Raw genomic sequence first — 25520 nt, 5'->3', positions numbered from 1 at the left:
TGGCCCACCGAACCAACACGAGGAGTTTTGTATGGCTTATGAATCAGAGCGCAGACAGATCGATGGTGCGCTTCCAATACGCTTCGACGGTGCGTTCGTTGCTGGCGGTGCAGTAACGAGCGTGTTCACTGGGACTGACATCAATGACGTTGATTTGTATTTCAAATCTCGCCGCGCATTCGAGCGAGCTGTCTTTGATGCATATGAAGAGGGCTTGTGGTGCGTTGCCGCCAGCAAGCGCGCCGTGACCTTTTCTGACCACAGCAAAAATATTGCCCAGTTGATGCACTTTGACTTCTTTCCGACTGCCCAGTCTATTTTTGACGCTTTTGACTTCACCGTCTGCATGGGTGCTGTTGATCTGGACGCGGGCGAGAAAACAGAATGGATAGGCGGATCACGCGTCACATTAGGTGAAAAGCACCTCGACTCCGGCTTTGCCTTTCATCCTGACTTTCTGAAGCATAACAGTCAGCGTTTTCTGAAATTCAATGCTGGCACACGCTATCCACTGGCATCAGCTACCCGCGTTCTGAAATACCAACAGCGCGGCTACACCATCGGGAAAGGCGACATTATGAAAGTTGCCTTGGCCGTTCGCGGCGTGAAAATCGAAACTTGGGACGACCTAAAAGACCAGATTGGCGGAGCCTATGGCGACAAGGTTGTGCTTGGTAACGAGGACAAGCCTTTCACCATTGAGGCGGCTATTGAGGCGCTAACTGTGGATGATGCAGAGAATGAACCATGGGTGCAACCGGCCAACGATGACATGCCTGGCAACGCAGAAGCTTTGCTGAAACATCTCTCCGACCTCAACGGCATCGAATTTGTTCCGCCTGAGCTTGATGAAGACGGCTGGCCTTTAGCCGCCTAAAACCAACAAAGGCGCGGTCACCATCCGCGCCCACCACCAACACAAGGAGAAACCCATGCGGGTAACGCTTGACCGAGCGCAGCTTGCGCACGCCTTGTCTACCGTGACGAAGGCTGTTGAGGCCAGAACGACAATTCCTATTCTTGGCAACGTGCTTTTGTCCGCGGACAAAGGGCAGTTAAGCATCACTGGCACGAATCTTGATCTGGAAATCAGCACCAGCTTGCCGGTTCTGGATAGCAAGGACGGCGCTGTCACAGTTGCAGGCAAGCTACTTCTGGATATTGCCAAGCGAGCCACAAGTGACATTAGCTTGGAATCCGACGGCAATCATCTGATCGTTAAATCTGGCAAGAGCCGTTTCAAACTGGACACGCTGCCAGCCGCTGACTTCCCGTCCTTCAATCACGGAAGCTTCGACACTACGATCGAGTTCGATCTGGCATCACTCGTGCAGGAAGTGCAGTTTGCTGTCAGCACCGAAGAAACCCGCTATTACCTGAATGGCGTATTTTTGGAAGCAAAAGACGGCCATATCGTTGCCACGGCGACAGATGGTCATCGCCTAGCGTCGACACGTATTGAGCAGGAAGCCACGTTTGCGTCGGTTATTCTGCCCAACAAGCTGCTGTCATTGCTACCGACAGGCGTTGTGTCAGTCTCGCTTTCGTCAAATAAGGTGATGGTCGAAAGCGGTTCGACCGTAATCGTGTCGAAGCTCGTCGATGGCACATACCCAGATTACGAGCGCGTCATTCCAAAGCCATCAGAGCGTGTCGCTACGCTGTCAGCGAAAGCACTGCGCGAAGCTGTCGGCCGCACATCAGTTATCGCCAGCGAGCGTGGGCGCGCTGTGCGCTTCTCATTTGCTTCGGATGCTCTCACGCTGAACGTCGCTAATCCGGATCGCGGCGACGCGATGGAAGAAATGGAAGTCAATTTCAGCAGCGAGCCGCTGACGATCGGTTTCAACGGTCAGTATGTCACCGACCTTTTGTCGGCGTTTGGTGCGGATGAAATCACAATGTCGATGGCAGATTCTGGTTCACCTGCGCTGATCACGTCGGCGAGTAGGCCGGGATTCCGCACAGTCATTATGCCCATGCGCGTGTAGGTGTGGTGATGAAGAGCATCTTCGCGATATTCAAGCAGGTCTCACCCGAAACTGACCGACCGTTTCGCGTCATTGAAACATACGTGACCTCGGAGGGGATGCGTTCGCGCATCTGCTCTGGTGCTTTCTCAACGATCGATGCCGCTCAAAGTTGGCTTGCTCAGTTAGAAACCGGTTCGGCATAATGGCGCCACTCCCCAAACCTCAATCGACAACCGTCGGCGCGATCTACGCTGCTTACGAGGCCCAGGCAAAATCCTGGGACTCATGGGGCATCAGCGTGGGCGAGGCGGGCACCGAATGCGACAGGGCGCTTTGGTATGGCTTCAGGTGGGCATCGGCCCACGAGGAGCATAGCGGCCGGCAGCTGCGCTTGTTTGAAACGGGCAACATTGAAGAAGACAGGCTTGTTGCTGACCTCGAGCGCATCGGCGTCGACGTGTACGGGCAGCAAGACAAGATCCGGCTGGTGTCGGGGTTCGTGCGCGGGAAGTGCGACGGCAAGGCAATGAATGTTCCTGAAGCGTCCAAGACTGAACACCTGTTAGAGTTTAAATCTAGCAATGCCAAAGGCTTCGCGTTGATTGTTAAGGATGGATGTCAGAAAGCAAAACCGCTGCATTATGCACAGTGTCAGCTGGGAATGCATGCCTTCGGTCTGAGCCGATGCCTTTATCTAGTGTCGTGTAAGGACAGTGACAGTCTTTATTCTGAGCGTATCGAATACGATCTGGAATTCTGCTTACGGCTCGTTGCGCGCTGCGAACGCATCGTGTTTTCGGACATGCCGCCCAGCAGAATTAGCGAAAATCCGGAGTTCTTTGGATGCATGTTCTGCAAACACAAAGCGGTCTGTCATCACGATGCACAGCCGCGTGTGAACTGCCGAACCTGTCTTCATGCCCAGCCTGAAAGCGGCGGTGATTGCCATATCTCATGCGCGCGATGGGCCAAGCCTCTGTCGATAGACGAACAGCGCGACGGATGCCCGGCGCATTTGTATCTGCCGGGCATGGTGAATGGCGAGCAGATCGACGTCGACGAGGATGCGGAGACGATCACTTACAAGATGAAGAGCGGTGAGGTTTGGGTGGATGGAGAGGGAAGGAAGGCAGCGTGAGTGTAAAAATCAATCATGAGCTTGTCGGCCAGACCGTCAATGTCCGTAAGGTTGGCGACAAGCAAGCATTCGTCGGCATTGTTGCAGAAGCTTGGTTCTGGAAAGTGAAAGATGAACCGAGCGTCACCTATTTCAATGTCATCGATCCAACTGATGGGACCATGTGGAATCGCGACGCGGACGATATCAGAGCAATTGAGAATATCGAGGAGGCAGCTTGATGCAAAAACCAACTAAGGAACGCTTTCTAGAGAATATCGCCAGCCACACAATGGAGGTTCGCTGTAACAGCGGCACGCATAGACATCTGACATTCTCCAACGATGGTTCGTCAGTATATAAGTTTCACATCACAACATGGCCCGGCTACTTGGCGATATCTGGCGATATGGGTTCGTTCATGTTCTCGCGACTTCCAGATATGTTTGAGTTTTTTCGCGGTGAACATATCAACCTTGGGTACTGGTCTGAAAAGCTTACAGCTCATGAGAAACACGGCGGTCACACGTCATACACTGAAGAGCTGTTCGCCGAAGCTCTGAAGAGCGATTTTGCAGGTTGGTATTTTGAAAGCGAAGACGACCGGGCAAAGGCGTGGGATGCGATCACCGATGAGTGGGACGGCCTAACTGACCGTAGCAGTGACGCCCACGATGCCATCCAGTCTGCCATGGACTGGACCTGCCCAGTATCAGGGAATTCGTTTCAAGATTTCTGGGAGCACAGGGTCGAAGACTACAGCTATCATTTCACTTGGTGCTGCTACGCCATTCAATGGGCAATTCAACAATATGACGCCCGTTTTACAGCTGCGAACGATAACAATCCCACCGAAAGCATTGAAAAGGCAGCATAATGCTCCAGCTACGCGCATACCAGTCAGAAGCAATAGACGCCGTTTTCGACTATTGGCAAGAGGAGGCAGGCAATCCGCTTGTTGATCTTGCGACCGGCTGCGGCAAGTCGTTGGTTATGGCATCTTTGATCCAGCGCCTCGTTGAAGGCTGGCCAGACATGCGCGTGATGGTCGTTACGCACGTCGCGGAGCTGATCGAGCAGAATTATCTGGAATTGCTTGGCGTTTGGCCATTCGCACCTGCTGGCATCTATTCGGCCGGTCTGGGCCGTCGTGATGCACGCAGTCAGATTGTGTTCGCAGGTATTCAGACGGTTCACAACAAGACTCACCAAATTGGCCACGTCGACGTCCTGATGGTCGACGAGTGCCACCTGATTCCGATCAACAGCAACACGATGTATCGCAAGTTCATTGACGCGTTGCTCGAGATCAATCCGGACATGAAGATCCTCGGACTGACTGCCACGCCTTATCGGCTGGATAGCGGTCGCTTGGATGAGGGCGCAGATCGTCTGTTTGATCAGATTGTCTACACCTACGGCGTTGCGGACGGCATCCGAGACGGATTCCTTGCTCCGCTGACAAGCAAGCCGACGGCAACGGAATACGACGTCAAAGGCGTCGGGCGGCTAGGCGGCGATTACAAGCAGCGCGCGCTGGAAGAAGCAATCAATCGGACTGATCTGAATGATGCAGTGGTTTCTGAGATCATCGCAAAGGGAGCAGACCGTCGTTCATGGCTGTGTTTTTGTGCCGGCGTAAAGGCTGCGCTGGACGTGCGCGACGTGTTCAGATCGCGAGGCATTACGTGTGAAGCCGTAACGGGCGATACGCCGAAAGAAGAGCGCCGACGTATCCTTGAGGACTTCAAAGCATACCGCATTCAGTGCGTTACAAACAATTCAGTTCTTACAACAGGATTCAATCATAAGGGCGTTGATTTAATTGCCTTTATGCGCCCAACTTTGTCCTTGAGTTTGTATATCCAAATGGCGGGGCGTGGCACTCGTCCACTCTACAGGGCAGGTGCGCCGCTGGATACCGTTGAGGATAGGCTTGCCGCTATCGCGGCGGGACCTAAACGTAATTGCCTCGTTCTGGACTTTGCGAAACTCGTCGATCGGCACGGCCCTGTCGACATGGTTGAGCCGAAAGCTCCAAGCGCTGGTAACGGTGAGCCGCCAATCAAGATCTGCCCGACAGTGCCAGACGACAATGGAGCGGTCGGTTGCGGTGAGAAGGTGCATATTTCACTGATGAAGTGCCCATGCTGCGGATATGACTTCCCGCCGAATGAGGATGAGAAGCTAACGAGGCAGGCCGCCGACGTCCCGATTGTCAGCACCGCCGAAGCTGAATGGCGCAAGGTGACAGGCCGGACGTTTCTTTTTCACGAAGGTAAGGGCGACAAACCGCCGTCGGTTAAGTGCAGCTACATCGCTGGCTATACCCAGATCAATGAATGGCTTTGCCCGCAACATACAGGTTTTGCACAAACCAAGGCGCATCGATGGTGGACGCAGCATGGAGGCCAGCGACCGTTTCCAAAGACGGTCATGGAGTGGCTCGAGCGCCAGCGAGAGTTGCTCACCACCGACGAAATCAGCGTCGTTCCGAATGGCAAATACTGGAACGTGAAAGACGTGCGGGCTGGTCTCAGTCTTGAGGCCGACAACGACAACGTGCCGGAGCCTGCGAACGACAATGTTCCAGACTGGATGGCAGAAATAGACGATATTATTCCGTTCTAGCCTTGCACCGACTGACGACCCGACCACAATGAGGAATATCCGGCCTTACCAGCCAACCACACGAGGAGAATTTGATGACCGACGACACATACGATCCGTACAACGCCAGAGGCATAGGCGACAACAACCCGCCGACCTCTGCATACGAGACGATTAAGCAGGAAATCGAAGACCTGTTTGGAGAGGCGAAAAATTTTGCGGACGGCGAAGCCATTGACAGTCAGTCTCTCGCCGATGCTGTGACTGAGCTGCACGATAAGTTGCATGAGGCTGGCAACCGTGCCGATACCGCTCGCAAGACTGAAGCCAAGCCGCATGACGACGCCAAAGCTGAAATCCAGACGCGCTACAACAAGCTGATCGGCAACACCAAGACGTCAGGCAAGGGTAAGGTTGTGCTTGGCAAGGAAGTGCTGCAGGGGCTTCTGACACCATGGCGCAATAAGGTTGCCGCCGAAAAGGAAGCTGCAGCAAAAGCCGCTCGTGAGGAAGCAGATCGCGTAATCCGCGAGGCGCAGAAAGCCATGCAGGCGAGTGCTGGCAATCTGGAGGCACGCGAACAGGCCGAGGAACTGGTCAAGGAAGCCAAACAGGCTGACCGTTGGGCGAAGCGCGAAGACAAGGCAGCAACGACTGGCACTGGCCTTCGCTCGGTCTGGCATTGTGATCTGGTTGACGAAGGCGTCGCGCTTGATTGGGCATATGGCCGTGCGCCAGAGCGTTTCAAAGCTGTTGTGCAGGCAATGGCCGAGGAAACCGTACGCGCCGGTATGCGTCAGGTGCCGGGCTTCAATGTGCGTGAGGAAAGGGTGGCTAGGTGAGTCCCGCCGAAATGGCGCGTTCTTGCCTTGATACGATGGAGGCTTGTCACGAGTTTGGTATTCCAGAGACCAACGCTAAAGTCACGCTTGTAACTCCGCAGGGGTTCAAACCGCCGCCAAAATTCCCGCGTGGCCATCTTTTGCAGATCAAGTCTGACGGTGCCCGTGTATCACATTTTCCTGCATCGCGAGTGCTGTCATGGCTACGGTCTAATGGGTTGGTGGCAATATGACCAACTACGGCGACCAATTCATGAAATGCCCAAAGTGCGGATATGCCAGTGGCGATGACTGGTCGCAATGTGGAGGTGGTGCCCTATCGTCGTATCACCTTATTACGATGAGTGCTTGGTCGATGATTACAAAGCTAACGTCTCCACCTATGACGACTGGTTTCCTGGCCTCAGCATCCCAATTGCTGCCGAGCAGCAAGGCGGCCATGAAAGGACGATTTAATTTTCATTATTGTGACGATGTAGGATTCGAACCTAACGGACGCTTCCGCTTCACATTGGAACGGGCCACATTGCGGCGCCTGCCCTGAGGAATTTCCCGCTCTTCCCCACGCATCGTCATCAATAAAAAATCCCCTAAACTGGGCTTTGTCAACACCCCGCCAGTTGGTGGCTGGCGGGTTACCACACACGAGGAGAGAATGAATGCACGCACCGCTACCCAGCGGGCCTTTCGGCTGCGTCCTTGCGGACCCGCCATGGTCTTTCAGAACGTACGGAAAAAAAGACGTTGCACCGGCACGAGGCCTTCAGCCTTACGGCGTGATGTCGCTTGACGATATCAAAGCGCTACCTGTTGAGCAGGTATGCGCTCGCGACTGTTTGTTGTTCATGTGGACGGTTTCGCACCTGCAGGCCGCTGCAATCGATGTGGCTGCAGCATGGGGCTTCAAACCTGTGAGTGTTGCTTTTGTCTGGGACAAAGGCCGCATGGGCATGGGTTACTGGACACGACAGGAAGTCGAAATCTGTCACTTGTTCAAGCGGGGCAAGCCTCGCCGTCTATCAAAGGGCGTGCGCTCCCTTATCAAGGCGTCGCGCCGCGAGCATTCCCGCAAGCCAGACGAACAGTACGGACGCATCGAGAAGCTGGTCGACGGTCCTTATCTCGAGCTCTTCGCCCGTCAAGCGTGGCCGGGCTGGTCTTCATGGGGAAACGAGTCTGAGAAGTATGTGGCGGCCAATGATAACCAAGATTTGCTGGGGAGGGTGGCGTAATGGCGAAGCTCAGCAAGGCGCAGGCGAAAGCACACTCTCAAGCAGTTGCCATCCTTCAGCAAGAACGGTTGTCGGAAGAAGATAAGGAATTCGTATATCGCAACTGGAACGAGGGCGCGAACCACGTAAACGGCGCAGCTGGTGCTTTCTTCACCCCATTCGATATGGCGTTTGATTTTGCGATAGATACTGGCGGCGGTCGCATTATTGACCTGTGCGCTGGGATTGGAATGCTGTCTTACGCCATTTGGCAGCGTAGCCGTTTCAACGACAGTAGGCCGCAAATCACCTGTGTAGAGCGTAATGCGGACTATCTTGAGGTCGGGAAGAAGTTGCTGCCAGAAGCAGAATGGATTCACGCTGACGTATTTGATGTTCTCGATATGGGACTGGGGCACTTCGACAGTGCGATTAGCAACCCTCCGTTCGGAAACATCAAGCGGAGCAGAAATTCCCCAAGATACAGCGGCAAGGACTTCGAATTCCACGTAATCGATATTGCGGCACATCTGGCGGACTACGGCACGTTCATCGTTCCACAAATGTCGGCGGGCTTTAATTATTCAGGACGGCAAAGCTATGAGAGGCAAACTAGTGGCAAAGCCGTTAAGTTCCAGGAGTTGACCGGTCTGCATTTCGATGCAGGCTGCGGCGTCGATACTGCCTATTTCATCGATCAGTGGAAAGGCGTCTCTCCAATGTGCGAGATCGTTTGCGTTGAATTTACAGATGCGCCCGTCGTTGCCGCGAAAGCGCAACCTGCGAATGACAACCATCCGCCAGTGCAGCCCAGCCTATTCGGAGACGCCGGATGAGCTTTGTGATTAAAAGGACGCTGAGGCTATGGTCAATCCCGAAAAGTGTAGCGAAATGCAGTTGGGGTCAGCCCATCGTTATCAATCTGCCACGGATCATGGGGCTCAACACTTCCGCCGCCAGCGGTTTCCCCGCTCAATTCGATTCCGTGAACGATGAGCAGTACATTGTCTGGATAGGTCTGTTGGTGAAGGTCGACCTCGTTCTTTGTCAACAGTATAGCCCCCGGTCCACCAGTGGTGCCCTTAACCTCAATCACTTTACTCTTGCCGCCGATAATGGCGCGGTAATCGCAAGGCTCCTTAAGATGCACATCTTGGATTTTTGTGAACCCGTGCTGGTCGAGCCATTGCATGGCAACGAGCATTGCTCTTTCATCGACAGCTTTCCTCTGGGGTGCGGTAAGTCCGTATCCCTGCCCTCTTCTGGTAGTGCCTTTAGGGCTAATAAGCTCCGAGATCTGTGCTGTCGTATCAACAACGTCACGAGCAAGCGCACCTGGTTGCTTGCCAGCAGCCGCACCGCTGTACAAAACTTGAAGAAGATGAAGAGCATGCGAAAGGTCTTGAAGGATGATGTTTTCATCTGGCACCTTAGCGACCTCATATGTCTTGGAGAAAGCGGTCGTGCGCTCATAAGCCTTAGGAAGCTGCGCTTTGCTCCCCAGATCTACGCCTTCTACAAAACCACGCTCTACTGCCCCATTGCCAATTTCCGCTCGCGACCAGGTCATCAAAGCATCCGCTTCTTCAGCGGGGCGCGGCTGGAAAGTCAAGCCGTCCCAGATGGTCGAGCCATGGCAGATGCAAAGGGAAACGGCTCGACCATCTGGTCTAAACAAATATACGGCGTACCATCCATTTTGGGGATTGGGCGATTGGTCTTCAGCAAAAATTCGGACCCATGGCACAAGGGTTTTTCGACCAGTTCCATCTTTGCCCGTGACGTCGAACTGAGTCGAAAAATCTCCAAGGTTAGGTGCGAGTTCATTTTGATGTGTACGGATCCACTTGGGAATACGTTGCCGGACTATAATTCCGCGCCTTGCCATAGCATCGGTGTTCTCGTGGGAATACTCGAGCTGGAGCTCCATCACTTCATTGAGCATGTTTTGCATAAGATTCGCCCTGCCTTAGTTAGGGCACTAATGAGTGAGGCTGAAGGCTTAAGAATTGGTAAGAGGATGAAGGCATGACCGACATTTGCCACATCTGCTCCCGCCACGCCGTAGGGCTCGGCGTGCAGGAGCACAAAGAGCCGATCCGCTGGCTATGCAAGGAATGCGCTGACATTGCCGAGCACATCCGATCTCGCCGCAGGATGGACCCTTACGAACTGCGCGCCCTTGATACGGGCGTTGAGGCAGTTGGGGAGTTTTTGCAGTCCATACAGAAAACCGACCTTGCGGAATGCGACGAGTTAGAAGCACGCATGCTGGTGAAAGCCGCATGGGAAGGCTGCGCGCGAGGGATGCGGGAAGCTTTGAAAGCTGCGCCGTTTTAGTTCACTGCAGCGGCCCGTTCCGTCTGGCAACATAGAGACCATTCAAGAGATCGACCATGTCATCAGCCTCCTGAATATCGAGGTTGGTGATGTAGGTCTCGTTCACCATCACCACGAGGCCAGTGAATATATCAATCACAGCCCAGGTTCCGTCTGGCATCTGCTTCATATCATAGCGGGTTTCAGCCATGGCAGCGCTCCAAGGATTATTCATGCAGAATATCACCACTCAGCAATTTGCAGAAGACCCAATGCTCGACGTTGCGCTGTCTTATCAGGCGCAAAACTGGCCAGTCTTTCCATGCCGCTACCGCGACGAGGAAATTATCGATCCACAAACCGGCGAAATCGAAATCCTCGCTACTAAAACGCCTCTGACATCAAACGGGTTCCGCGGCGCGACGCTTAACGAGCGCATCGTTCGCGAATACTGGCGCCGTAATCCGTCCGCTATGATCGGAGTGCCGACGGGTGCGCCTATTGGCGCATGGGTTCTTGATATCGATCCGAAACACGGCGGCGACGAAACGCTAGCAGCGCTGGAGGCCGCGCATGGCGTGCTGCCTGCAACCCTGACAGCAGAAACGACAAGCGGCGGCCGTCACTACTTCTTTCGTCATCGTCAGGGCGTTCGCAACCGAGGCGCGCTTGGTTCCGGTGTTGATGTACGCGGTGACGGTGGTTATGTCATTGCGGCCGGGAGCGTGCCGGAGGTTGGCCTGCCTTATCGCTGGATCTCAGAGCAGGAACCGGTCGACGCGCCGGACTGGCTATTGGATCTGGTGCTGCCTCGATCGTATGAAAGCACTTACACCGCAGCGCCGTCTGTTAGTGGCAAGATCAATGACCGTTATGTCGAGCGTGCAGTTCAATCCGAGCTGGACGATCTTGCGCTTGAACCGATGGGCAATCGCAATAACCGGCTGAACGATGCCGCGTTTCGTTTGGGAACATTCGTCGGGGCAGGCGCTCTGGCTGAGTCCGAAGCTCGCGCTTTGCTGCAAGATGTAGCCAGAGGCTGGGGTAGGGATTGGCCGCGCTGCGTGAAGACGATCGACAATGGCTTGGCTGCGGGCGTACGCAGCCCGCGAACCGTGCCACAGAACGATAATGACAACACGCGTCTAGTTGATATCAGCCGCATGATTGCCAACGGTTTGGCGAAAGCGGAGGCGCGTACTGACGTTGTTACGGAGCCCGTTGCAGAGTTCGATTCATCTATAAGCAAACCTGAACAAATCACGGAAAATAAACGCGCAATCATCGCAACTCCTTTCGTATGGAAAGACCCGTCGACGCTTCCACGGCGCGAGTTTGCGTTTGGTAAGCACTTCATTCGCAAGTATGTTTCAGTGACGGTCGCGCCGGGTGGTCTCGGAAAAACTGCGAACAGCATCGTCGAGGCGCTGGCCATGGCTTCGGGTAAAGCGCTCAATGGCACGAAGCCTCCGAAGCGTCTGAAGGTCTGGTTGTTCAATGCCGAAGATCCGCGCGACGAGCTCGAGCGCCGTATCATGGCCGCTTGTATTCATTTTAATCTGAAACCAGCTGATATCGATGGCCATCTGTTTCTGGACACCGGCCGAGAACAGGAATTGGTCATTGCGATCGACGACAAGAAAGGCGTGCGCATTCAGGAGCCGGTCGTTGAAGCTGTCGTTGAAACGATCTCAGAGCTCGGCATTGACGTGATGATTGTTGACCCGTTCGTGTCGACGCACCAAGTCAATGAAAACGACAACGGCGCAATCGACAAGGTAGCCAAGCTTTGGGCGCAGGTCGCTGACCGGACGAACTGCTCAATCGATATAGTGCATCATCTGCGTAAGGTTAGCGATCGTGAAGCGACCGTGGAAGATGCACGCGGTGCTGTGTCCCTGATCGGTGCGGCACGTTCGGTGCGCGTCCTTAACCGTATGTCGGAAGCGCAGGCCAGTGAGGCTGGCCTTACCCATGAGGCGAGGTTCTCATATTTCTCTGTGACATACGGAAAAGCTAACCTCGCGCCTCTTTCGCACAAGGCTGACTGGCGCAAGCTGGAAAGCGTCGCGCTAGGGAACGGGCAGGGACTGACTAAGCCTCAAGACCATGCGCCGGTCGTTATATCATGGGCATGGCCGACGAGCGAGGAAGTTGCTGAAACACTGACCGAAGACGAACGCGATGCAATCCGGGGTGTTGTGAACGGCGGCATGTATAAGCCAGCACCACAAGCCAAGGACTGGGTAGGGCGCGCCGTTGCGTATGCGCTGCAGCTTGACGTCGACGAAGAGACCGACAAGAAGCGTGTCGGGATGATCACCAAGGCGCTGTTCGCGGAGGGATTCTTAATGAAGGTGGAAGACCGGGACCCTGTTCAGCGCAGGGCCACGACGTTTGTCAGAGCGATGTGAAGAGAGCGCCCTACGGGGCGTTTTTTTTGTCGATACCGCTTCAGTTATTCACTGCTCGAGAGATTGTAAGTGAATTTTTTCTTCACTCTCTTCGATGGTAATTTCTGGAAATTCAGCAATTCCTGCAGATGACAAAATTATTTCCCGACAGCATTTTGCAAAATTCTGGTCATCTGTATCAGAAAGATATTTCGCTACCCGAAATAGGTCGGATGTTTGAACAAGACAAGTGCCAGATGCTTGGGCCGCAGAAATACATTTTTCGGTGAATTGGATGTTTCGTTCGCGAGGATTTTGCAGCCTATATCCATTCCCGAACAAAACTGGTTTTGCTTGTTGGGTGACATCTTCACGTTCGAGATCTTCGTGAATATTCATTGCGAGTTGTCGAAGCTTATCAATATTGATGGGTTTGCTATCTTTACCCTCTGCCTCACCGAGAAGCCGCCCTTCTGGACAAGAGAAGACTACGTCGAATTCAGAACTTGCGTCTTTATAGTTATTAGCTTCAAAACCTAGTGCACGGAGGGCTTTTATAATGGCACCCTCAAGAGGGATTCCTTTCTCAAACAACAACCCTCTCAAACTGCCAACTTCTCTTAGGGCGTCTGATGCCTGTTCCTTTTGCTTTTGAGCTTCGACTAGTCTCTGTTCGGCCGCTAATAGAGAAGCCTTTAGGCTCTTCTCCTCAGACAGTAAAAATGAGTCGCTGTCAGCCCATTGTGGCGTAGGAGTGGTCTCCGTACCCGACCTAAGAGTACTGTCGATGCCAAGCCAAGAGTGAATTATCCTATCAGCGAACTGCTTAGCATTATCGTTATACTCGCCATCGGTGAAAAAATCATCGTCGTAGAAGTCTAATGACGGAAGAAGAACGAGGTTACCACCACTTGCTGTGCCGTAGATTCCCCCCACCAATTGGTTCCCCGTCTTGGTTGTGATTGGCGCAAATGGAGGTTTTCCGCCGAGGGTAACAACAAAGGCCGAGATACCACCAAAGACCTTCCAGTAATCTGAAAGAGCTGTTGCCTTTGGAGAGAGCTTCATTGCAGTTCCACTCGCTTTCCTAGCTGGTGCTTCGAGGGGGAAACAACGGTAGTTGGAATAAAGATTTACGATATGGGTCGTTTGACGGTTGCGACCCGTGCCAGAATGGTCTCGCCGGCCCGTGTCAACATAAAATTCAGTCAATTCAGACAAGTAGCATATAACAGTTTTGCCAGCGTCAACAGCCAACTTTATTTCTCTTCTCCAATGTTCGCATTGTTCAGTCAGGCGAAAACTTTGATTTTCGTTAAGACTGGGTTTTCCTTGATACTCATCATAGTACCCGAATTTATCGCCCGTCTCCGGTATAAAAACTGTAATATCCCAATCAAGCAGTGTTGATGTCGACTCAAAATCTATGTGGCTGACATAGTCACTGTTTATATGTCTGCCTATCAAGGCAATCGTGCGCGGTGCCATTAAATCGTCCCCCATTTGAATAGGTAAAAAGCCTGAGTTGCCCTCACAAATCAAGGGGAACAAGTTGGGAACAAATTGCCTAATCTACTAACCGGCACAACCTACTGTCACAATCTAAATACAACCATAGGTAACGCGTAAGTCTTGTTGCGTAAGTCTCAAAAAACCTAAAAAGACTTGCGCAAAAGCACGCTGCTTTTAGTGCGTAAGAGTTCTTATATAGAAACTTACGCACAAAGCGCGCAGCGCGTAGTTCTATGCGTTTGAGAACTACGCACTTTTCAGAAAATTTCCTGATTAAAAAATACAACCTGAGTTGAGGTTGGTTAAAATTTTACCGGTTGACGCTTGACCGACCTGTCACTCCCACCACAATGCAAATTGTCAGCCCACCAAGCTGCCGCACCATGAACACGAGGAGAGACCATGACACGAAGGCGTGCGCTGAAAGGCGAGCCATCCAGCAAGATCAGTCCAAGCAAGCTCAATTCCAGATCCACTGCCAGCACCAGATCAGCGAAACCAAAAGCCACGACCCAAACAGTCCGCATTAATGGCGTTCGCACAAAGATCACAACTCGCAATGGCAAGATAACAACATCGCCAGCCCTGCCTTTGGAATGGGAATTGCAAGCTGCACAGGTCCGGGCATTACGCAGATTGCCAGAATACGTTCACACAGCGCGAGACGTACGACCGGGAACTTTCACACTGGCTGGAGATCAAAATGCAGCCAAGCGTGGCCCCAAAGCTAGAGCAGAAGCATTAGCGGCAGGACTGACGTCGGGAGAAGCAGACGTTCGGATCTATCTCTACGGTGGTGTGCTTCGCCAGATTGAAAACAAGGTCGGCAAGGCCAAGCTCGAACCAAGCCAGATAACCCGCCATCCGCTACTTGAAGCTCTTGGCTTTCCCGTCGTGGTCGTCAGGGCAGTTACCGAGGACGACGCAGCAGAGCAGGCAGTGAGGCTGGTTAAAGGCTGGCTGAGTGAGGCGAGTGAACAGAGGGAGGCAGCTTGATGGCCGTTACAAAGTTTACGCCGGGGCCGTGGCTGGATTGGAAGACATTCGAATGGATTCAAGAGCCAATTAAACTGCTATGCGACCCAGATAATGGCCGCCTTATCGCCGCAGCGCCAGAGCTTTATGAGGCGTTGGAAGCATCCAATAGAAGATTGCGAACCCTGTTGTATGAAGGTGATGACCACTCGTTGGTAATGGCCAACAATGCAGCCCTAGCCAAAGCACGAGGTGAAGCATGAGCAAGTCAACCCGTCATGGATCGCTCTCTGAGCAGCTTAAAGCGCTAATGGCGTACCGTAATCGCCCTGAAGAAGAATATGAGCCGATGCAGACGAACTGGTCAGTCACACCAGCTGCGAATGACAACGATCCAGAAGAAGTCGCTGACATGGGCTTCGAACGTAAACGCCTCGTCACTCCATCAGTGCAAGCCATCATGGACAGCGTTGCGTCTGGCGAATTGGAAACAAACGACCGGGGCCAGACCATAAGGATCGGTCGTTTGCGTTTCAGTGACGGCAACCAGACAGAGGTTGGTTACGTGCTGGGGATCGACGGTGATGTCATTCAAGCAGATATCCGGATGCCGACAGGTTCAATGCTTAGCTGTCGTGACAAAACGGATGTGCAGTCAGGCGGCAGTGCTGATCCACGACACATAGCGGACAGCAATAACTATTTCGCAGACACGCTGGATACTCAGCCATCCCGTTACATTCCATCTAAGAAGCGGCGTAACGGTCAGAGTTTCACAGCTGAGCAGTCAGCAAAAACGCTCGCTGAAGCATATGCCAACACAGACATGTCGAAGGTCACGTACACTCGGTACCCTAAAGGCTTGCCGTGCGGATCGCCAAAAGTAGCTGATAGCTTCCTTGGTATGCGCAAGACAACTTGTGCTGGTGGTGGCGGTGAAAAGTGGGAGGACACACTCACTGCAATGATTGAGCGCGATGTGTGGTTTGATGCTCTTCAAGAGTTGAAGGACAGGGATCGAGAGGTATTGGAAGCAGTGCTTGAAGCCAAGACCTATACTGATGTTGGCCGTTCAGCTGGCATGTCCGAGGAATACTCTCGTCGAAAAGGGGGCAGGCGAGCTTTGCTGTCTGCAAACGATAATTTGGCAGCCGCAATCAAAAAATACGCAGCCTAGGTCCATATTTCGCGATCTCACGGAGAGTATAGTGAAGGGGTTCAACCGCTATGCGGTTGCCCCACACTGTTCCGTGCGCAATGGCGACGGACCCGAAGACATGCTGCAGTAAGGTGCAGTCTCTGAGCTTCGGGTAACTACCCGACGACGGTAGAAAGCATTCGACCCCACTGGCCTTGCCACGCGTCGCCTGCGCCGTCGTCAATCTGAAAAGCAAGCGCAATCCTCTGCAGCCATTCGCTCGCAGACATAGGTAGTGCACGCCTGCATTGCGCTTGCCAATCAATTCAGGTCCCCGGCGCCGTTTCTCCTCCGGCAGACGGGATATGGCGGGTTGAGCTTATCGGGCTCCCCGCCGATCAATTCGCCCTTGTAGCTCAGTTGGGAGAGCGGCTGCCTTGTAAGCAGACGGTCCGTGGTTCGATTCCTCGCGATGGCACCAATTCAAAGCGGAGTGGAGAAGTGGTCATCTCGCTTGGCTCATAACCAAGAGATCGTCGGTTCGAATCCGACCTGCCGCAACCAATTGCAGATGTTCTGTGGGTAACGCCGCACACTTGGTCGGAACGTTAAAGGTATTGTGCACAGCCGTTATTCGGTCCTGCGCTTTGTCCGTCTGCAACCAAACAAGACCAGCTGCGCCTCTTTCATACGCGCAACCAATCTGGTTACTATCACGAGGAGAATATCATGAACCCTGGTCAGACTATTATCGCAAAAGCATTCAATGAATGGATGCGTCGCTATACCGAAGATCCAAGCGGCTTTGAGCATGAGTGGCAAACGGCAAGCAAGTTCCTTGAGCAGCAGTCGGATGGCATTGAACCCGACTATGGTCAGTCATGCGCTGCATACCTTAAGAAGCTGATTGATGAGCTATCAACCTAAGACGCAACGCACATGGCTTCGCCTCTATAAGACTACCCGATGGCAGCGAATGCGTGAGCGACAACTAACTGATCAGCCGCTCTGCATGTTCTGTTTGCAGGTCGGAGACGTCGAACCGGCGACGGTTTGCGACCATGTCATTGCCCATAAGGGTGACGAGTTCCTCTTCTGGGATGCAGGCAACCTCCAGTCACTTTGCAAGACGTGCCATGACAGAACCAAGCAGCGTTTGGAGCGAGGTCAGGACGTCGTGACCTTCGGGGCCGACGGGTGGCCGGTTTGACCCCGTACGAGTATTTTTTTTATGAGGTCTAACCTCGTCTGTAGGTCCAAAAAACTGGATTTTTCATGCTGCCTCTCATCGAAAGTGTGACATTTATGTCACTTTTTCGAAATGTTGCAAAAATGTAACACCCCCCCCGGGGGCATCAAAAAGTCGAAGAAGGTCGAAAACGCCGGAACGGCGAGGGTCCACAGCGCACGCATCCGCAATTCAAAATATGACCCCTCTTGAAAGATTTCCCCAATGGCAAAGCCGAGAAATCCCCTCGGCAAGGCTAAAATCGAGGGGAGAGACAAGAAAGACCCGCAGCGCTTCAAAAACCGCACCGACGCGAAGGCTGATGGCCCGCTCGGTAATCCTCCCGCATGGTTGAAGGATACGCCGGATCTCAAAGCCAAGGCTGCATGGAAGCTGTTTGAAAAAGAGCTGCCGTGGCTCAACCAGTCACACCGCACGTTGGTCGGCATGGCGGCCAATATTCAGGGCCGCATCATGGCTGGGCAAGAAGTTGGCGTGCAGGCGATGAACTTGCTGCGTCAGATGCTTGGCCAGATGGGAGCAACTCCTGCCGATGCATCGAAAGTTGCCACTGCCGATGACGGCGATGAGAAGGATGATTTGCTTGACTGATATGCCTGCGCTGGAGCGTGTGAGCGCTTTCGCGCAAGCTGTCCTTGACGGCACTGAGATTGCAGGCCCGCACGTTCGGAACGCTTGCCAGCGTCATTTCGACGATCTGGCAACAGGTCATGAACGTGGGCTGTATTGGGACGATAATGCCGCCCACCGGGTCATGAGGTTCTTTGAAGAGCGTTTGAAGCTCTCAGAAGGCCAGTTCGACGGCGTTCCATTCAAGTTGCATCCGTCTCAAGCCTTCAAGCTTGGATCTCTGTTTGGATGGATGGATAGCGAAGGCTCTCGCCGCTTTCGTCGTGCGTACATCGAAGAAGGCAAGGGCAACGGCAAATCTCCTTTTGCCGGCGGTGTCGGCCTATATGGAATGATGGCTGATGACGAGCCAGGGGCGCAGATTTATGCGGCTGCTGCAACTAAAGATCAGGCTAACATCCTGTTTCGTGATGCGATCAAAATGCGTGGTCAATCACCAAAACTAAAAGAGCGCACGAAAACCAGTGGCGGGCCGGGAAAAGAGTTCAACCTGGCATATCACGCCAAGGGTTCGTTTTTTCGTCCTCTATCGAAAGAGGCCGGCAAAACTGGCTCTGGTTTAAGACCTCATTTCGCCCTTTGTGATGAGGTGCACGAGCATCCTGACCGGGCGGTAATGGAGATGTTGGAGCGCGGATTCAAATTCCGACGCCAGCCACTTCTCTTGATGATTACAAACTCAGGGAGCGATCGAACAAGCGTTTGCTGGGAAGAACACCAACATGCAGTTAATGTTGCTGCTGGCACTCAGTCCCCGGATGAAGCGTTTACGTACGTCGGGGAAGTTATCGACGACACCACATTTTCGTGGGTTTGCGCGCTCGATAAAGACGACGATCCCTTAAACGACCCGAGCTGCTGGAAAAAAGCAAACCCACTTCTCGGCACCATCCTGACCGAAAAATACCTTGCAGGCGTTGTTGCTCAGGCGAAACAAATGCCGGGCAAGCTTAACGGCATTCTGCGGCTGCACTTTTGCTGCTGGACAGATGCCGATAAGGCATGGATGCCGCGTGAGACTGTCGAAAGCGTCATGGACGACTTCGAACCAGAAGAGGAGCACGAAGGCAAACCGGTTTTCATGGGGGTCGACCTTTCCGGCAGTAAGGATATGACTGTTCTTGCCTGTGTGGTTCCTACGGGTTTCATGGAAATGGAACGTGATGACGGAGCTACTGTCAGTCTGCCGACCTTTGATGCGTGGGTTGAGGCTTGGACGCCACAGGAAACTCTGCAAGCCAGAGCGCAAGCCGACAAAGCGCCGTATGAACTATGGGTGCAGCAAGGCTGGCTCAATGCTACGCCTGGCAAACGTGTCCGATATGACTTCGTTGCAGCACGGCTCCAACAGCTTGACCAGCAATTCGAAATCAAAGCCATTGCTTACGACCGCTACGCTTACGACAAGTTTCGCGAAGAGGTAGACGCGCTCGGCATTGAAGTCGACCACGTTGCCCATCCGCAGGGCGGTAAGGTCAGGGCTAAGCCTGAACCAGCCAAGGTTGAAGCGGCAAAAGCCGCTGGCCTGCCACCGCCGCAAGGGTTGTGGATGCCGGGATCGGTGCTGGCACTAGAAGATATGATCATCGACGGGCGCATTCGTTTGAGGCGAAACCCGGTGTTGATGACTGCGCTCATGGGCGCCACGTTCGATCACGATCCGCAAGAAAACCGATGGTTTGTCAAAACGAAAGCATCGGTTCGCATCGATGCGGCCGTCGCGCTTGCAATGGCTATTGGCGCTGCGATGGACACCCCGATTGAGCCGGAAGAAAACCTCGATGACTTTATCAATAACATGGTCGTCATCGCCTAACTCACGACGGAGCGAATATGGGCTTCATTGATCGATGGGTCGGAAAACCCATCAAGCTCACCGACGGCGAGTTCTGGCGGGGTTTCTTCGGCCTTGGAACGACGTCAGGTGAAAAGGTAACGATTGAGACGGCGTTACAGCTAGATGCTGTGTGGGCTTGCGTAAATCTCATTCGAAATGCTGTAATTATGTTGCCGTGCCTCGTTTACAAAGAGGATGGTGTCACAGTCGACCGCGATGCATCGCTCTATGAGCTTCTGCACGATATGCCCAATATCGACGATACCGCCTCTGACTTTTGGTCAATGGCTGCATTATGCCTCTGTTTGGATGGTAATTTCTTTGCAGAAAAGCGCTTCGTCGGCGGCAAGTTGGTTGCATTGAATCCGCTGCATCCTCTTAGTGTTGATGTTTGCCGTAATACTCGCAACGAACGCTATTATGAGATTACCGAGAATGGCAAAAAGCGTCGTGTTCCTGAGGATAAAATGCTCCACGTTCGGGGAGCTGTTTTACCAGGTTGCGACCGGGGCATGTCTCCTATCGGGGTAGTGCGTAACACTATCGGTAATGCGCTTGCGGGTGAAAAGACGGCTGGCAAGATGTTTGCCAACGGTATGCAGGTTGCTGGCGTTCTTTCATCCGATCAGATCCTAAAACCAGACCAGCGTAAGCAGCTAGGTGAGGTGCTTGGTCAGTTCGCCGGGTCTGAAAAGGCCGGTAAAATTGCTGTTCTTGAAGCTGGACTTCAATACCAGCAGCTAACGATCAACCCTCAAGATGCACAGATGCTTGAAACACGACAGTTCAGCGTTGAGCAGATCTGCCGTATCTTTGGTGTGCCACCTGTCATGATTGGTCATGCGTCAAACGGTACTACTACGTGGGGTAGCGGGATTGAACAGCTGATCTTGCAGTTCATTAAAACTTGCCTTGGACCGTTAGTAAAAAGCGTCGAGTCGGCGATATATCGGGACCTATTAGACGCCAAAACGCGCAAAACGACTGTTGTAAAATTTAATATGGAAGGCCTCTTGCGGGGCGACAGTGCTGCTCGAGCAGAGTTCCTGTCTAAGATGGTCATTTCTGGCATCTACGAGCCGGATGAAGCGCGGTCTTACGAAAATAAAGCGCCGAGGCCGGGGGGCAACCGTTTGATTGTTCAAGGTGCGATGACGCCGCTGGAAACACTAGGTCAAACGCAAATAGATGCGCCGGACACGCGCGCTGCTTAAGGATACTTTATGAAATTCGAACACATTTTGACGGCCTTTGAGGCTGAACCGTGGGCGATTCAGCGCGAAAAACTGGCAGTCCTTGCGGATATTATCGCAGCTCGTGCTGCCGGTGATAAGTTTGTGACGTCTGAGTTTGCTGCTGCTGTTTCTGATGCTCGGGCGAAAGAGATTGCGGAAACCGACGGTAAGGTTGCAGTAATTCCCGTTTACGGGGTGCTCTCTGACCGTATGGACATGTTTTCTGCAATGAGCGGAGGCACTTCATATGCCGGCATCAAGCGGCAGCTTCACAAGGCGCTGTCGAATGACGATGTTAAGGCTGTCGTGCTTGACGTTGATAGCCCAGGCGGTTCTGTACCTGGTACCGACGAGCTGGCCACCGAGATCCGCAAGCTACGCGGTGGCGAAAAGCCGATCATTGCGCAGGTCAACAGTCTTGCCGCAAGCGCCGCATACTGGTTGGCATCGTCCGCTGACGAAATCGTTGTTACGCCTTCAGGCCGAGCTGGTTCGATCGGTGTCTACACAGCGCATGATGACATTTCGGCAGCTTTGGATAAGGCGGGCGTCAAGCGGACATATATTTCCGCGGGCAAGCACAAGGTCGAAGGCAACGAAACCGAGCCGCTTGGCAAGGAAACGCTGGCGTACATTCAGGAAAGTGTAAATCGCTCTTATGAGTGTTTCCTAACGAGCGTTGCTGAAGGACGCGGCATCACAAAAGCCCGTGTTGAAGCGGATTTCGGTCAGGGCCGGGTTTTCTACTCAGAAAAGCTCATTGAGCTGGGTATGGCGGACCGTGTCGCAACTCTCGACGAGACACTGGCACGCTTTGGTGCCGAAACTGAGCCAGCGTATGTGCGCAGAGTGAAAGCATCAAATGCCGCGAAGGCCGATGCTGCCACGCTTCTTGCCTCGAAGATGGCAACAGGTGAACAGATTACCAAACGCGAATTCGAGAATGGTTTGAAGGGTCTTCTAAACCTATCGAATTCTGAGGCAGAGCGGGCCGCTCGGCTCTACCTCAAGGAAGGTCAGGGGGCTCCTGACGTCGAGACGGATGCTGCTGCTTTGGCAGCCCTAAACCGGCTTTTGGCCGAAGCAAACACACCACTCATCAAAATTTAAGGAGCCACACATGGCTGATAATGTACTTGCCGATAAGATCGGCGAGCTTGGTACTTCGCTTGCCTCCATTAAGGAGCAGGTTGGCAACCTCGCTGTAGACTTTACGTCGAAACTTGCTGCTAACGGCGAGGTTTCGGCTGAACTCAAGGAAAAGACCGATAAGGCTCTTTCTGAACTCGGCGACATGACCACGCGCCTTGGTGATCTCGAAAAGCGTGCCGCCCGTGAAAAGGAAGAAGGCGCGAACGAACAAAAGTCGCTTGGCGACATGGTTATCGACTCTGCCGATTATAAGGCGGGGATGCTGACGGGCGCGTCCCGCGGTTCGATCAAGGTGACGGCAGATCGTGCTGCAATCACTTCGGCCAACACCACGGTTGGCGCTGGTCGTAGTCAGGGCACGTCACTCGTTCCGGGTGCACGCGTGCCGGGCATCTTTGGTCTGCCAGAGCGTACTCTGACAATCCGCGATCTCGTACTTCCGGGCCAGACCTCTTCGAGCTCAATCGAGTATGTGAAGGAAACCGGCTACACGAACAATGCGGCTCCTGTCGCTGAAACGACTGCAAAGCCATATTCGGACCTGACGTTTGATATGACTTCTGCACCGGTTCGCACGATTGCTCACCTGTTCAAGGCATCGCGCCAGATCCTGGACGATGCTCCGGCCCTTCGTTCATATATCGACGGCCGTGCTCGTTACGGTCTGCGTTTTGCGGAAGAAAATCAGCTGCTCAATGGCTCTGGTACTGGCCAGAACATTCACGGTCTGGTTCCTCAGGCAACAGCGTTTAGCCCAGCCTTCACTTTGCCAGGTGCAACAGGTATTGACCGCCTTCGCCTCGCAATCCTTCAGGTTGTTCTTGCTGAGTATCCGGCCACAGCTTTTGTCCTCAACCCAATTGATTGGACGAAGATTGAGCTGACCAAAGATGCCGGTGGCAATTACATCATCGGCAATCCGCAGGGCTCACTGACGCCAACTCTCTGGAACCTGCCAGTGGTTTCCACGCAGGCTATGGCTGCAGGTGAATTCCTCACTGGTGCTTTCAGCTTCGCTGCACAGATCTTCGATCGTCTCGATATCGAAGTGTTGCTGTCGAGCGAGAACGTCGACGACTTCGAAAAGAACATGTTCACGATCCGCGCGGAGGAGCGACTGGCGTTTGCCGTCTATCGTCCAGAGTCGTTCGTAACCGGCGACGTCGAAGGCGCTTAATGGGGACGGGGAGTTTCGGCTCCCCTTTTTCCAGATTGGAGAGAACATGACTGATTTTCTAGAAGTTAAAGCCCTAAAGACTTTTGCTCTCGGCAAAGAGCTAAAAACACGCAAGAGCCCGTCTTTCGAAGTTGAAGCTGGTGAAGCTCGGCAGTTGGAAGCACAGGGCCTTGTGTCTTTGGCTGACAAGACAGATGCGACTAAGGAAGCGGAAGGCGGCACGCCAGACAACGGCACCAAGCCCAAGCAGAAAGCGAAATCAGATGGCAGTATCGACAAAGACGCGTAAGAGGCGGGTAGCCAGCTACATCGGCGCCGGGGTCGTTATCCCAAATCCTCAGCCCGAACCGGAGCCGGAAGTACCACCTGAAGGTGGTGGCGATGGCTCTGATTGATCTTGCTGTATTCAAGCGTCACCTTCGTGTTTTTCACGACGATGAAGACGACGAGCTAACGCTTTATCTGGTGGCCGCAGAAACTGTGGTCACTGAATACCTCGATCGCCAGGTAGTAGCGGCGGGTCAAACGCCGTCACTTCCTGAGGGCATCGTCATTAATGCCGCTATTTCGGCGGCCATACTGCTTGTCGGTGCAGACCTTTACGAAAATCGCGAGCCTGACACGGCATCCAGCGGAGACGCAGTTTTGCCGAGACATGTTCGAGCGCTGCTCTCGGCGTTTCGGGTTTGGCGGGTTAAGGAAGAGGTGCCGTAATGCCTCACGTCCGCTTCTCCGAAGACTTCGACTGGAAACCTCTGCCGCAAGTCACGATCGCTTATAAGGCTGGCTGGTCCGGCCTTGTGACTACACCTTGCGCAAATTCGGCCGTTCAAGCCAACAAGGCTTTGCGGCTGAAAACTCCGAGAAAAGGTAAGAAGGATGGCGACACGTAAAGGAGCAGGTGCGCTCAACAACATCGTCGTCTTTCAGCAGCGCGAACCTGTGAGGGACGAAGGCGGAGGCACAAGCCAAGAGTGGGTCGACAAGTTCGAAACTGCGGCTCGTTTGCAGCCCCGCCTTGGTTCTGAAACCGACATCGCGGCACGCACGCAGGGTATCCAGCCTTACACACTCGTTGTGAGGAGCGAACCGCGAACACGTCGCGTTACGCCTTCTTGGCGAGCGAGGAACAAGCGAACCGGTGTTCATTACGAGATCCAGTCATGTGCCAATCCTGACGAGGTTAATCAGTACATCGAAATGCGCGCTGTCGTGCAAGGCGGTGGCTGATGGCTATCGGTGCTCGTATTCTGGGGCTTGCTAAACTCGAACAGAAATTCAAACGCTTGCCGAAAGTCGCTCGCGACATGGTTCGCGGCGCTATGGAGCAGGGTGCCGAAGATATCGTCGACATGATGAAACGACGTGTTGCTGAAGACGACGGCGCATTACGGGAAAGCATCGGATGGACGTGGGGTAAAGCTCCAAAGGGCGGCATGGTGATCGCGACAGTCGAAGCCAGCCTTGCAGCTGATTGGACGATCACGATCTATGCAGGCAACAAAGAAGCTTACTACGCGCGCTGGGTTGAGTTCGGCACGGTAGGATTTGCCAATAAAGGCATGTTTCCTGGCACAAAGAACCCCGGTCAGGGAAAGCAGCCATTTTTCTACGTGACGTGGCGGGCCAAAGACAAAGAAACAAAACGCCGTATTCGTCGAGCCATCACCAAAGCAGCGAAAACAGTAGCCGCAGGAGGCTGATGGATGGACCCCGTATGGGAACTTCAAACTGCGATCTATGCGCGGTTATCGCAGAATGCTGCGCTGACAGCGCTAATCGGCGCTGACAAAGTCTATGATAATCCTCCCGCCGATCCTAATGGCAATATACCGGCCGCGACCTATCCATATGTTTCATTCGGCAGCGCTTCATCTTCTGATGACAGTGCCGATTGCGTTGATGCGGTTGACGTTACTTTCCAAATTAATTGCTGGTCGTCTCTGCCAAGTCAGAAACAGGTTCGGCAAATTGCTGACGCTGTCAACAAAGCGCTTAAACGATGGGAACCGCCGCTCACGGTAAACGCTCTCGTCACCTTCGATCCTTGGCGCACCGACTATATCCGCGCTCCCGGCATCAATCAGGCTTCGATCCAATACACGGCAGTCATTGAGACGCCGTAGCCCGCACAGCCGGATCTCACCACT

At 53.4% G+C, this 25520-nt stretch carries 31 protein-coding genes and 2 tRNA genes; 30 read left to right on the top strand and 3 right to left on the bottom strand.

The window, feature by feature from the left end; all coding sequences use genetic code 11:
* Positions 1-31: 31 nt before the first annotated feature.
* The 10 genes from KMS41_16595 (at position 32) to KMS41_16550 (ending at position 8589) form a co-directional block, all read left to right on the top strand.
* The gene (locus KMS41_16595) at positions 32-877 is read left to right on the top strand and encodes a hypothetical protein (protein ID QWK79120.1); all 846 of its coding nucleotides are present in this window, start codon (positions 32-34) and stop codon (positions 875-877) included.
* A 55-nt stretch (positions 878-932) separates the two neighbouring features.
* Positions 933-1991 (top strand): DNA polymerase III subunit beta, encoded by a 1059-nt coding sequence (gene dnaN / locus KMS41_16590; GenBank protein ID QWK79119.1) that lies wholly within the window; start codon positions 933-935, stop codon positions 1989-1991.
* A gap of 8 nt (positions 1992-1999) precedes the next feature.
* Complete coding sequence (locus KMS41_16585) at positions 2000-2176, top strand: hypothetical protein (protein QWK79118.1); 177 nt, start codon at positions 2000-2002, stop codon at positions 2174-2176.
* Entirely contained in the window at positions 2176-3111 is a 936-nt protein-coding gene (locus KMS41_16580) for an oxidoreductase (GenBank protein ID QWK79117.1), read from the top strand. Before KMS41_16585 ends, KMS41_16580 begins: the two co-directional genes overlap by 1 nt.
* Complete coding sequence (locus tag KMS41_16575) at positions 3108-3332, top strand: hypothetical protein (protein ID QWK79116.1); 225 nt, start codon at positions 3108-3110, stop codon at positions 3330-3332. Before KMS41_16580 ends, KMS41_16575 begins: the two co-directional genes overlap by 4 nt.
* On the top strand, positions 3329-3967 hold the full coding sequence (locus KMS41_16570) for a hypothetical protein (GenBank protein QWK79115.1): 639 nt from the start codon (positions 3329-3331) through the stop codon (positions 3965-3967). The genes KMS41_16575 and KMS41_16570 overlap by 4 nt, the downstream gene beginning before the upstream one ends.
* Positions 3967-5721 carry a DEAD/DEAH box helicase gene (locus KMS41_16565; protein QWK79114.1) on the top strand — a complete coding sequence of 585 codons (1755 nt, stop codon included), beginning with the start codon at positions 3967-3969 and terminating at the stop codon, positions 5719-5721. Before KMS41_16570 ends, KMS41_16565 begins: the two co-directional genes overlap by 1 nt.
* Positions 5722-5795: 74 nt before the next feature.
* Positions 5796-6542 carry a hypothetical protein gene (locus KMS41_16560; GenBank protein QWK79113.1) on the top strand — a complete coding sequence of 249 codons (747 nt, stop codon included), beginning with the start codon at positions 5796-5798 and terminating at the stop codon, positions 6540-6542.
* Between the two features lie 659 nt (positions 6543-7201).
* The gene (locus KMS41_16555; GenBank protein ID QWK79112.1) at positions 7202-7774 is read left to right on the top strand and encodes a hypothetical protein; all 573 of its coding nucleotides are present in this window, start codon (positions 7202-7204) and stop codon (positions 7772-7774) included.
* Positions 7774-8589 carry a methyltransferase gene (locus KMS41_16550; protein QWK79111.1) on the top strand — a complete coding sequence of 272 codons (816 nt, stop codon included), beginning with the start codon at positions 7774-7776 and terminating at the stop codon, positions 8587-8589. Before KMS41_16555 ends, KMS41_16550 begins: the two co-directional genes overlap by 1 nt.
* A gap of 32 nt (positions 8590-8621) precedes the next feature.
* Here KMS41_16550 and KMS41_16545 read toward each other — a convergent pair whose 3' ends face one another.
* Positions 8622-9707, bottom strand: coding sequence for a DUF3578 domain-containing protein (locus KMS41_16545; protein QWK79110.1), 1086 nt, complete (start codon positions 9705-9707; stop codon positions 8622-8624).
* Between the two features lie 74 nt (positions 9708-9781).
* Between KMS41_16545 and KMS41_16540 the strand changes: the two genes are divergently transcribed.
* A complete protein-coding gene (locus tag KMS41_16540) occupies positions 9782-10093 on the top strand; it encodes a hypothetical protein (GenBank protein QWK79109.1) in 312 nt (103 codons plus the stop codon).
* A 1-nt stretch (position 10094) separates the two neighbouring features.
* On the opposite strand, the gene KMS41_16535 is transcribed toward KMS41_16540, so the two are convergent.
* On the bottom strand, positions 10095-10283 hold the full coding sequence (locus KMS41_16535; protein ID QWK79108.1) for a hypothetical protein: 189 nt from the start codon (positions 10281-10283) through the stop codon (positions 10095-10097).
* Between the two features lie 61 nt (positions 10284-10344).
* Between KMS41_16535 and KMS41_16530 the strand changes: the two genes are divergently transcribed.
* Positions 10345-12486, top strand: a complete 2142-nt coding sequence (locus KMS41_16530; protein ID QWK80285.1) for a bifunctional DNA primase/polymerase — start codon at positions 10345-10347, stop codon at positions 12484-12486.
* Positions 12487-12534: 48 nt separating this feature from the next.
* Here KMS41_16530 and KMS41_16525 read toward each other — a convergent pair whose 3' ends face one another.
* Positions 12535-13953: a hypothetical protein gene (locus tag KMS41_16525; GenBank protein QWK79107.1), complete on the bottom strand. Its 1419-nt coding sequence runs from the start codon at positions 13951-13953 to the stop codon at positions 12535-12537.
* Between the two features lie 426 nt (positions 13954-14379).
* On the opposite strand from KMS41_16525, the gene KMS41_16520 reads away from it, so the two are divergent.
* The 18 genes from KMS41_16520 to KMS41_16435 all read left to right on the top strand — a co-directional run bounded on the left by KMS41_16520 (position 14380) and on the right by KMS41_16435 (position 25496).
* Positions 14380-14973, top strand: a complete 594-nt coding sequence (locus KMS41_16520; GenBank protein ID QWK79106.1) for a VRR-NUC domain-containing protein — start codon at positions 14380-14382, stop codon at positions 14971-14973.
* Entirely contained in the window at positions 14973-15215 is a 243-nt protein-coding gene (locus tag KMS41_16515) for a hypothetical protein (GenBank protein ID QWK79105.1), read from the top strand. Before KMS41_16520 ends, KMS41_16515 begins: the two co-directional genes overlap by 1 nt.
* Entirely contained in the window at positions 15212-16129 is a 918-nt protein-coding gene (locus tag KMS41_16510; GenBank protein ID QWK79104.1) for a hypothetical protein, read from the top strand. The genes KMS41_16515 and KMS41_16510 overlap by 4 nt, the downstream gene beginning before the upstream one ends.
* A 366-nt stretch (positions 16130-16495) precedes the next feature.
* Positions 16496-16571, top strand: a tRNA-Thr gene (locus KMS41_16505).
* Positions 16572-16577: 6 nt separating this feature from the next.
* Positions 16578-16654: transfer RNA gene (locus tag KMS41_16500), tRNA-Met, on the top strand.
* 165 nt (positions 16655-16819) lie between these two features.
* Positions 16820-17017, top strand: a complete 198-nt coding sequence (locus KMS41_16495) for a hypothetical protein (GenBank protein QWK79103.1) — start codon at positions 16820-16822, stop codon at positions 17015-17017.
* Positions 17001-17300, top strand: coding sequence for an HNH endonuclease (locus KMS41_16490; GenBank protein QWK79102.1), 300 nt, complete (start codon positions 17001-17003; stop codon positions 17298-17300). The genes KMS41_16495 and KMS41_16490 overlap by 17 nt, the downstream gene beginning before the upstream one ends.
* Positions 17301-17543: 243 nt before the next feature.
* Positions 17544-17930 carry a hypothetical protein gene (locus KMS41_16485; protein ID QWK79101.1) on the top strand — a complete coding sequence of 129 codons (387 nt, stop codon included), beginning with the start codon at positions 17544-17546 and terminating at the stop codon, positions 17928-17930.
* Between the two features lies 1 nt (position 17931).
* Positions 17932-19785 carry a terminase large subunit gene (locus KMS41_16480; protein ID QWK80284.1) on the top strand — a complete coding sequence of 618 codons (1854 nt, stop codon included), beginning with the start codon at positions 17932-17934 and terminating at the stop codon, positions 19783-19785.
* 17 nt (positions 19786-19802) lie between these two features.
* Positions 19803-21020, top strand: coding sequence for a phage portal protein (locus KMS41_16475; protein ID QWK79100.1), 1218 nt, complete (start codon positions 19803-19805; stop codon positions 21018-21020).
* A gap of 9 nt (positions 21021-21029) precedes the next feature.
* Positions 21030-22151, top strand: coding sequence for a S49 family peptidase (locus KMS41_16470; GenBank protein QWK79099.1), 1122 nt, complete (start codon positions 21030-21032; stop codon positions 22149-22151).
* A gap of 10 nt (positions 22152-22161) precedes the next feature.
* A complete protein-coding gene (locus KMS41_16465; protein ID QWK79098.1) occupies positions 22162-23370 on the top strand; it encodes a phage major capsid protein in 1209 nt (402 codons plus the stop codon).
* Positions 23371-23416: 46 nt separating this feature from the next.
* Positions 23417-23659 carry a hypothetical protein gene (locus KMS41_16460; GenBank protein QWK80325.1) on the top strand — a complete coding sequence of 81 codons (243 nt, stop codon included), beginning with the start codon at positions 23417-23419 and terminating at the stop codon, positions 23657-23659.
* Positions 23660-23751: 92 nt separating this feature from the next.
* On the top strand, positions 23752-24084 hold the full coding sequence (locus tag KMS41_16455) for a head-tail connector protein (GenBank protein QWK79097.1): 333 nt from the start codon (positions 23752-23754) through the stop codon (positions 24082-24084).
* The gene (locus KMS41_16450) at positions 24084-24263 is read left to right on the top strand and encodes a hypothetical protein (GenBank protein QWK79096.1); all 180 of its coding nucleotides are present in this window, start codon (positions 24084-24086) and stop codon (positions 24261-24263) included. The genes KMS41_16455 and KMS41_16450 overlap by 1 nt, the downstream gene beginning before the upstream one ends.
* Positions 24250-24600: a head-tail adaptor protein gene (locus tag KMS41_16445; protein QWK79095.1), complete on the top strand. Its 351-nt coding sequence runs from the start codon at positions 24250-24252 to the stop codon at positions 24598-24600. The genes KMS41_16450 and KMS41_16445 overlap by 14 nt, the downstream gene beginning before the upstream one ends.
* Complete coding sequence (locus KMS41_16440; protein ID QWK79094.1) at positions 24600-25073, top strand: HK97 gp10 family phage protein; 474 nt, start codon at positions 24600-24602, stop codon at positions 25071-25073. Before KMS41_16445 ends, KMS41_16440 begins: the two co-directional genes overlap by 1 nt.
* A gap of 3 nt (positions 25074-25076) precedes the next feature.
* A complete protein-coding gene (locus KMS41_16435) occupies positions 25077-25496 on the top strand; it encodes a DUF3168 domain-containing protein (protein QWK79093.1) in 420 nt (139 codons plus the stop codon).
* Positions 25497-25520 lie beyond the last annotated feature (24 nt).

Origin of the sequence: Ochrobactrum sp. BTU1, from assembly GCA_018798825.1 — a bacterium.
In the GTDB taxonomy this organism is placed as follows: Bacteria; Pseudomonadota; Alphaproteobacteria; order Rhizobiales; family Rhizobiaceae; genus Brucella.
Note: the sequence above shows the minus strand (reverse complement) of the source record. Positions and strands in the feature narration are given on the sequence as shown.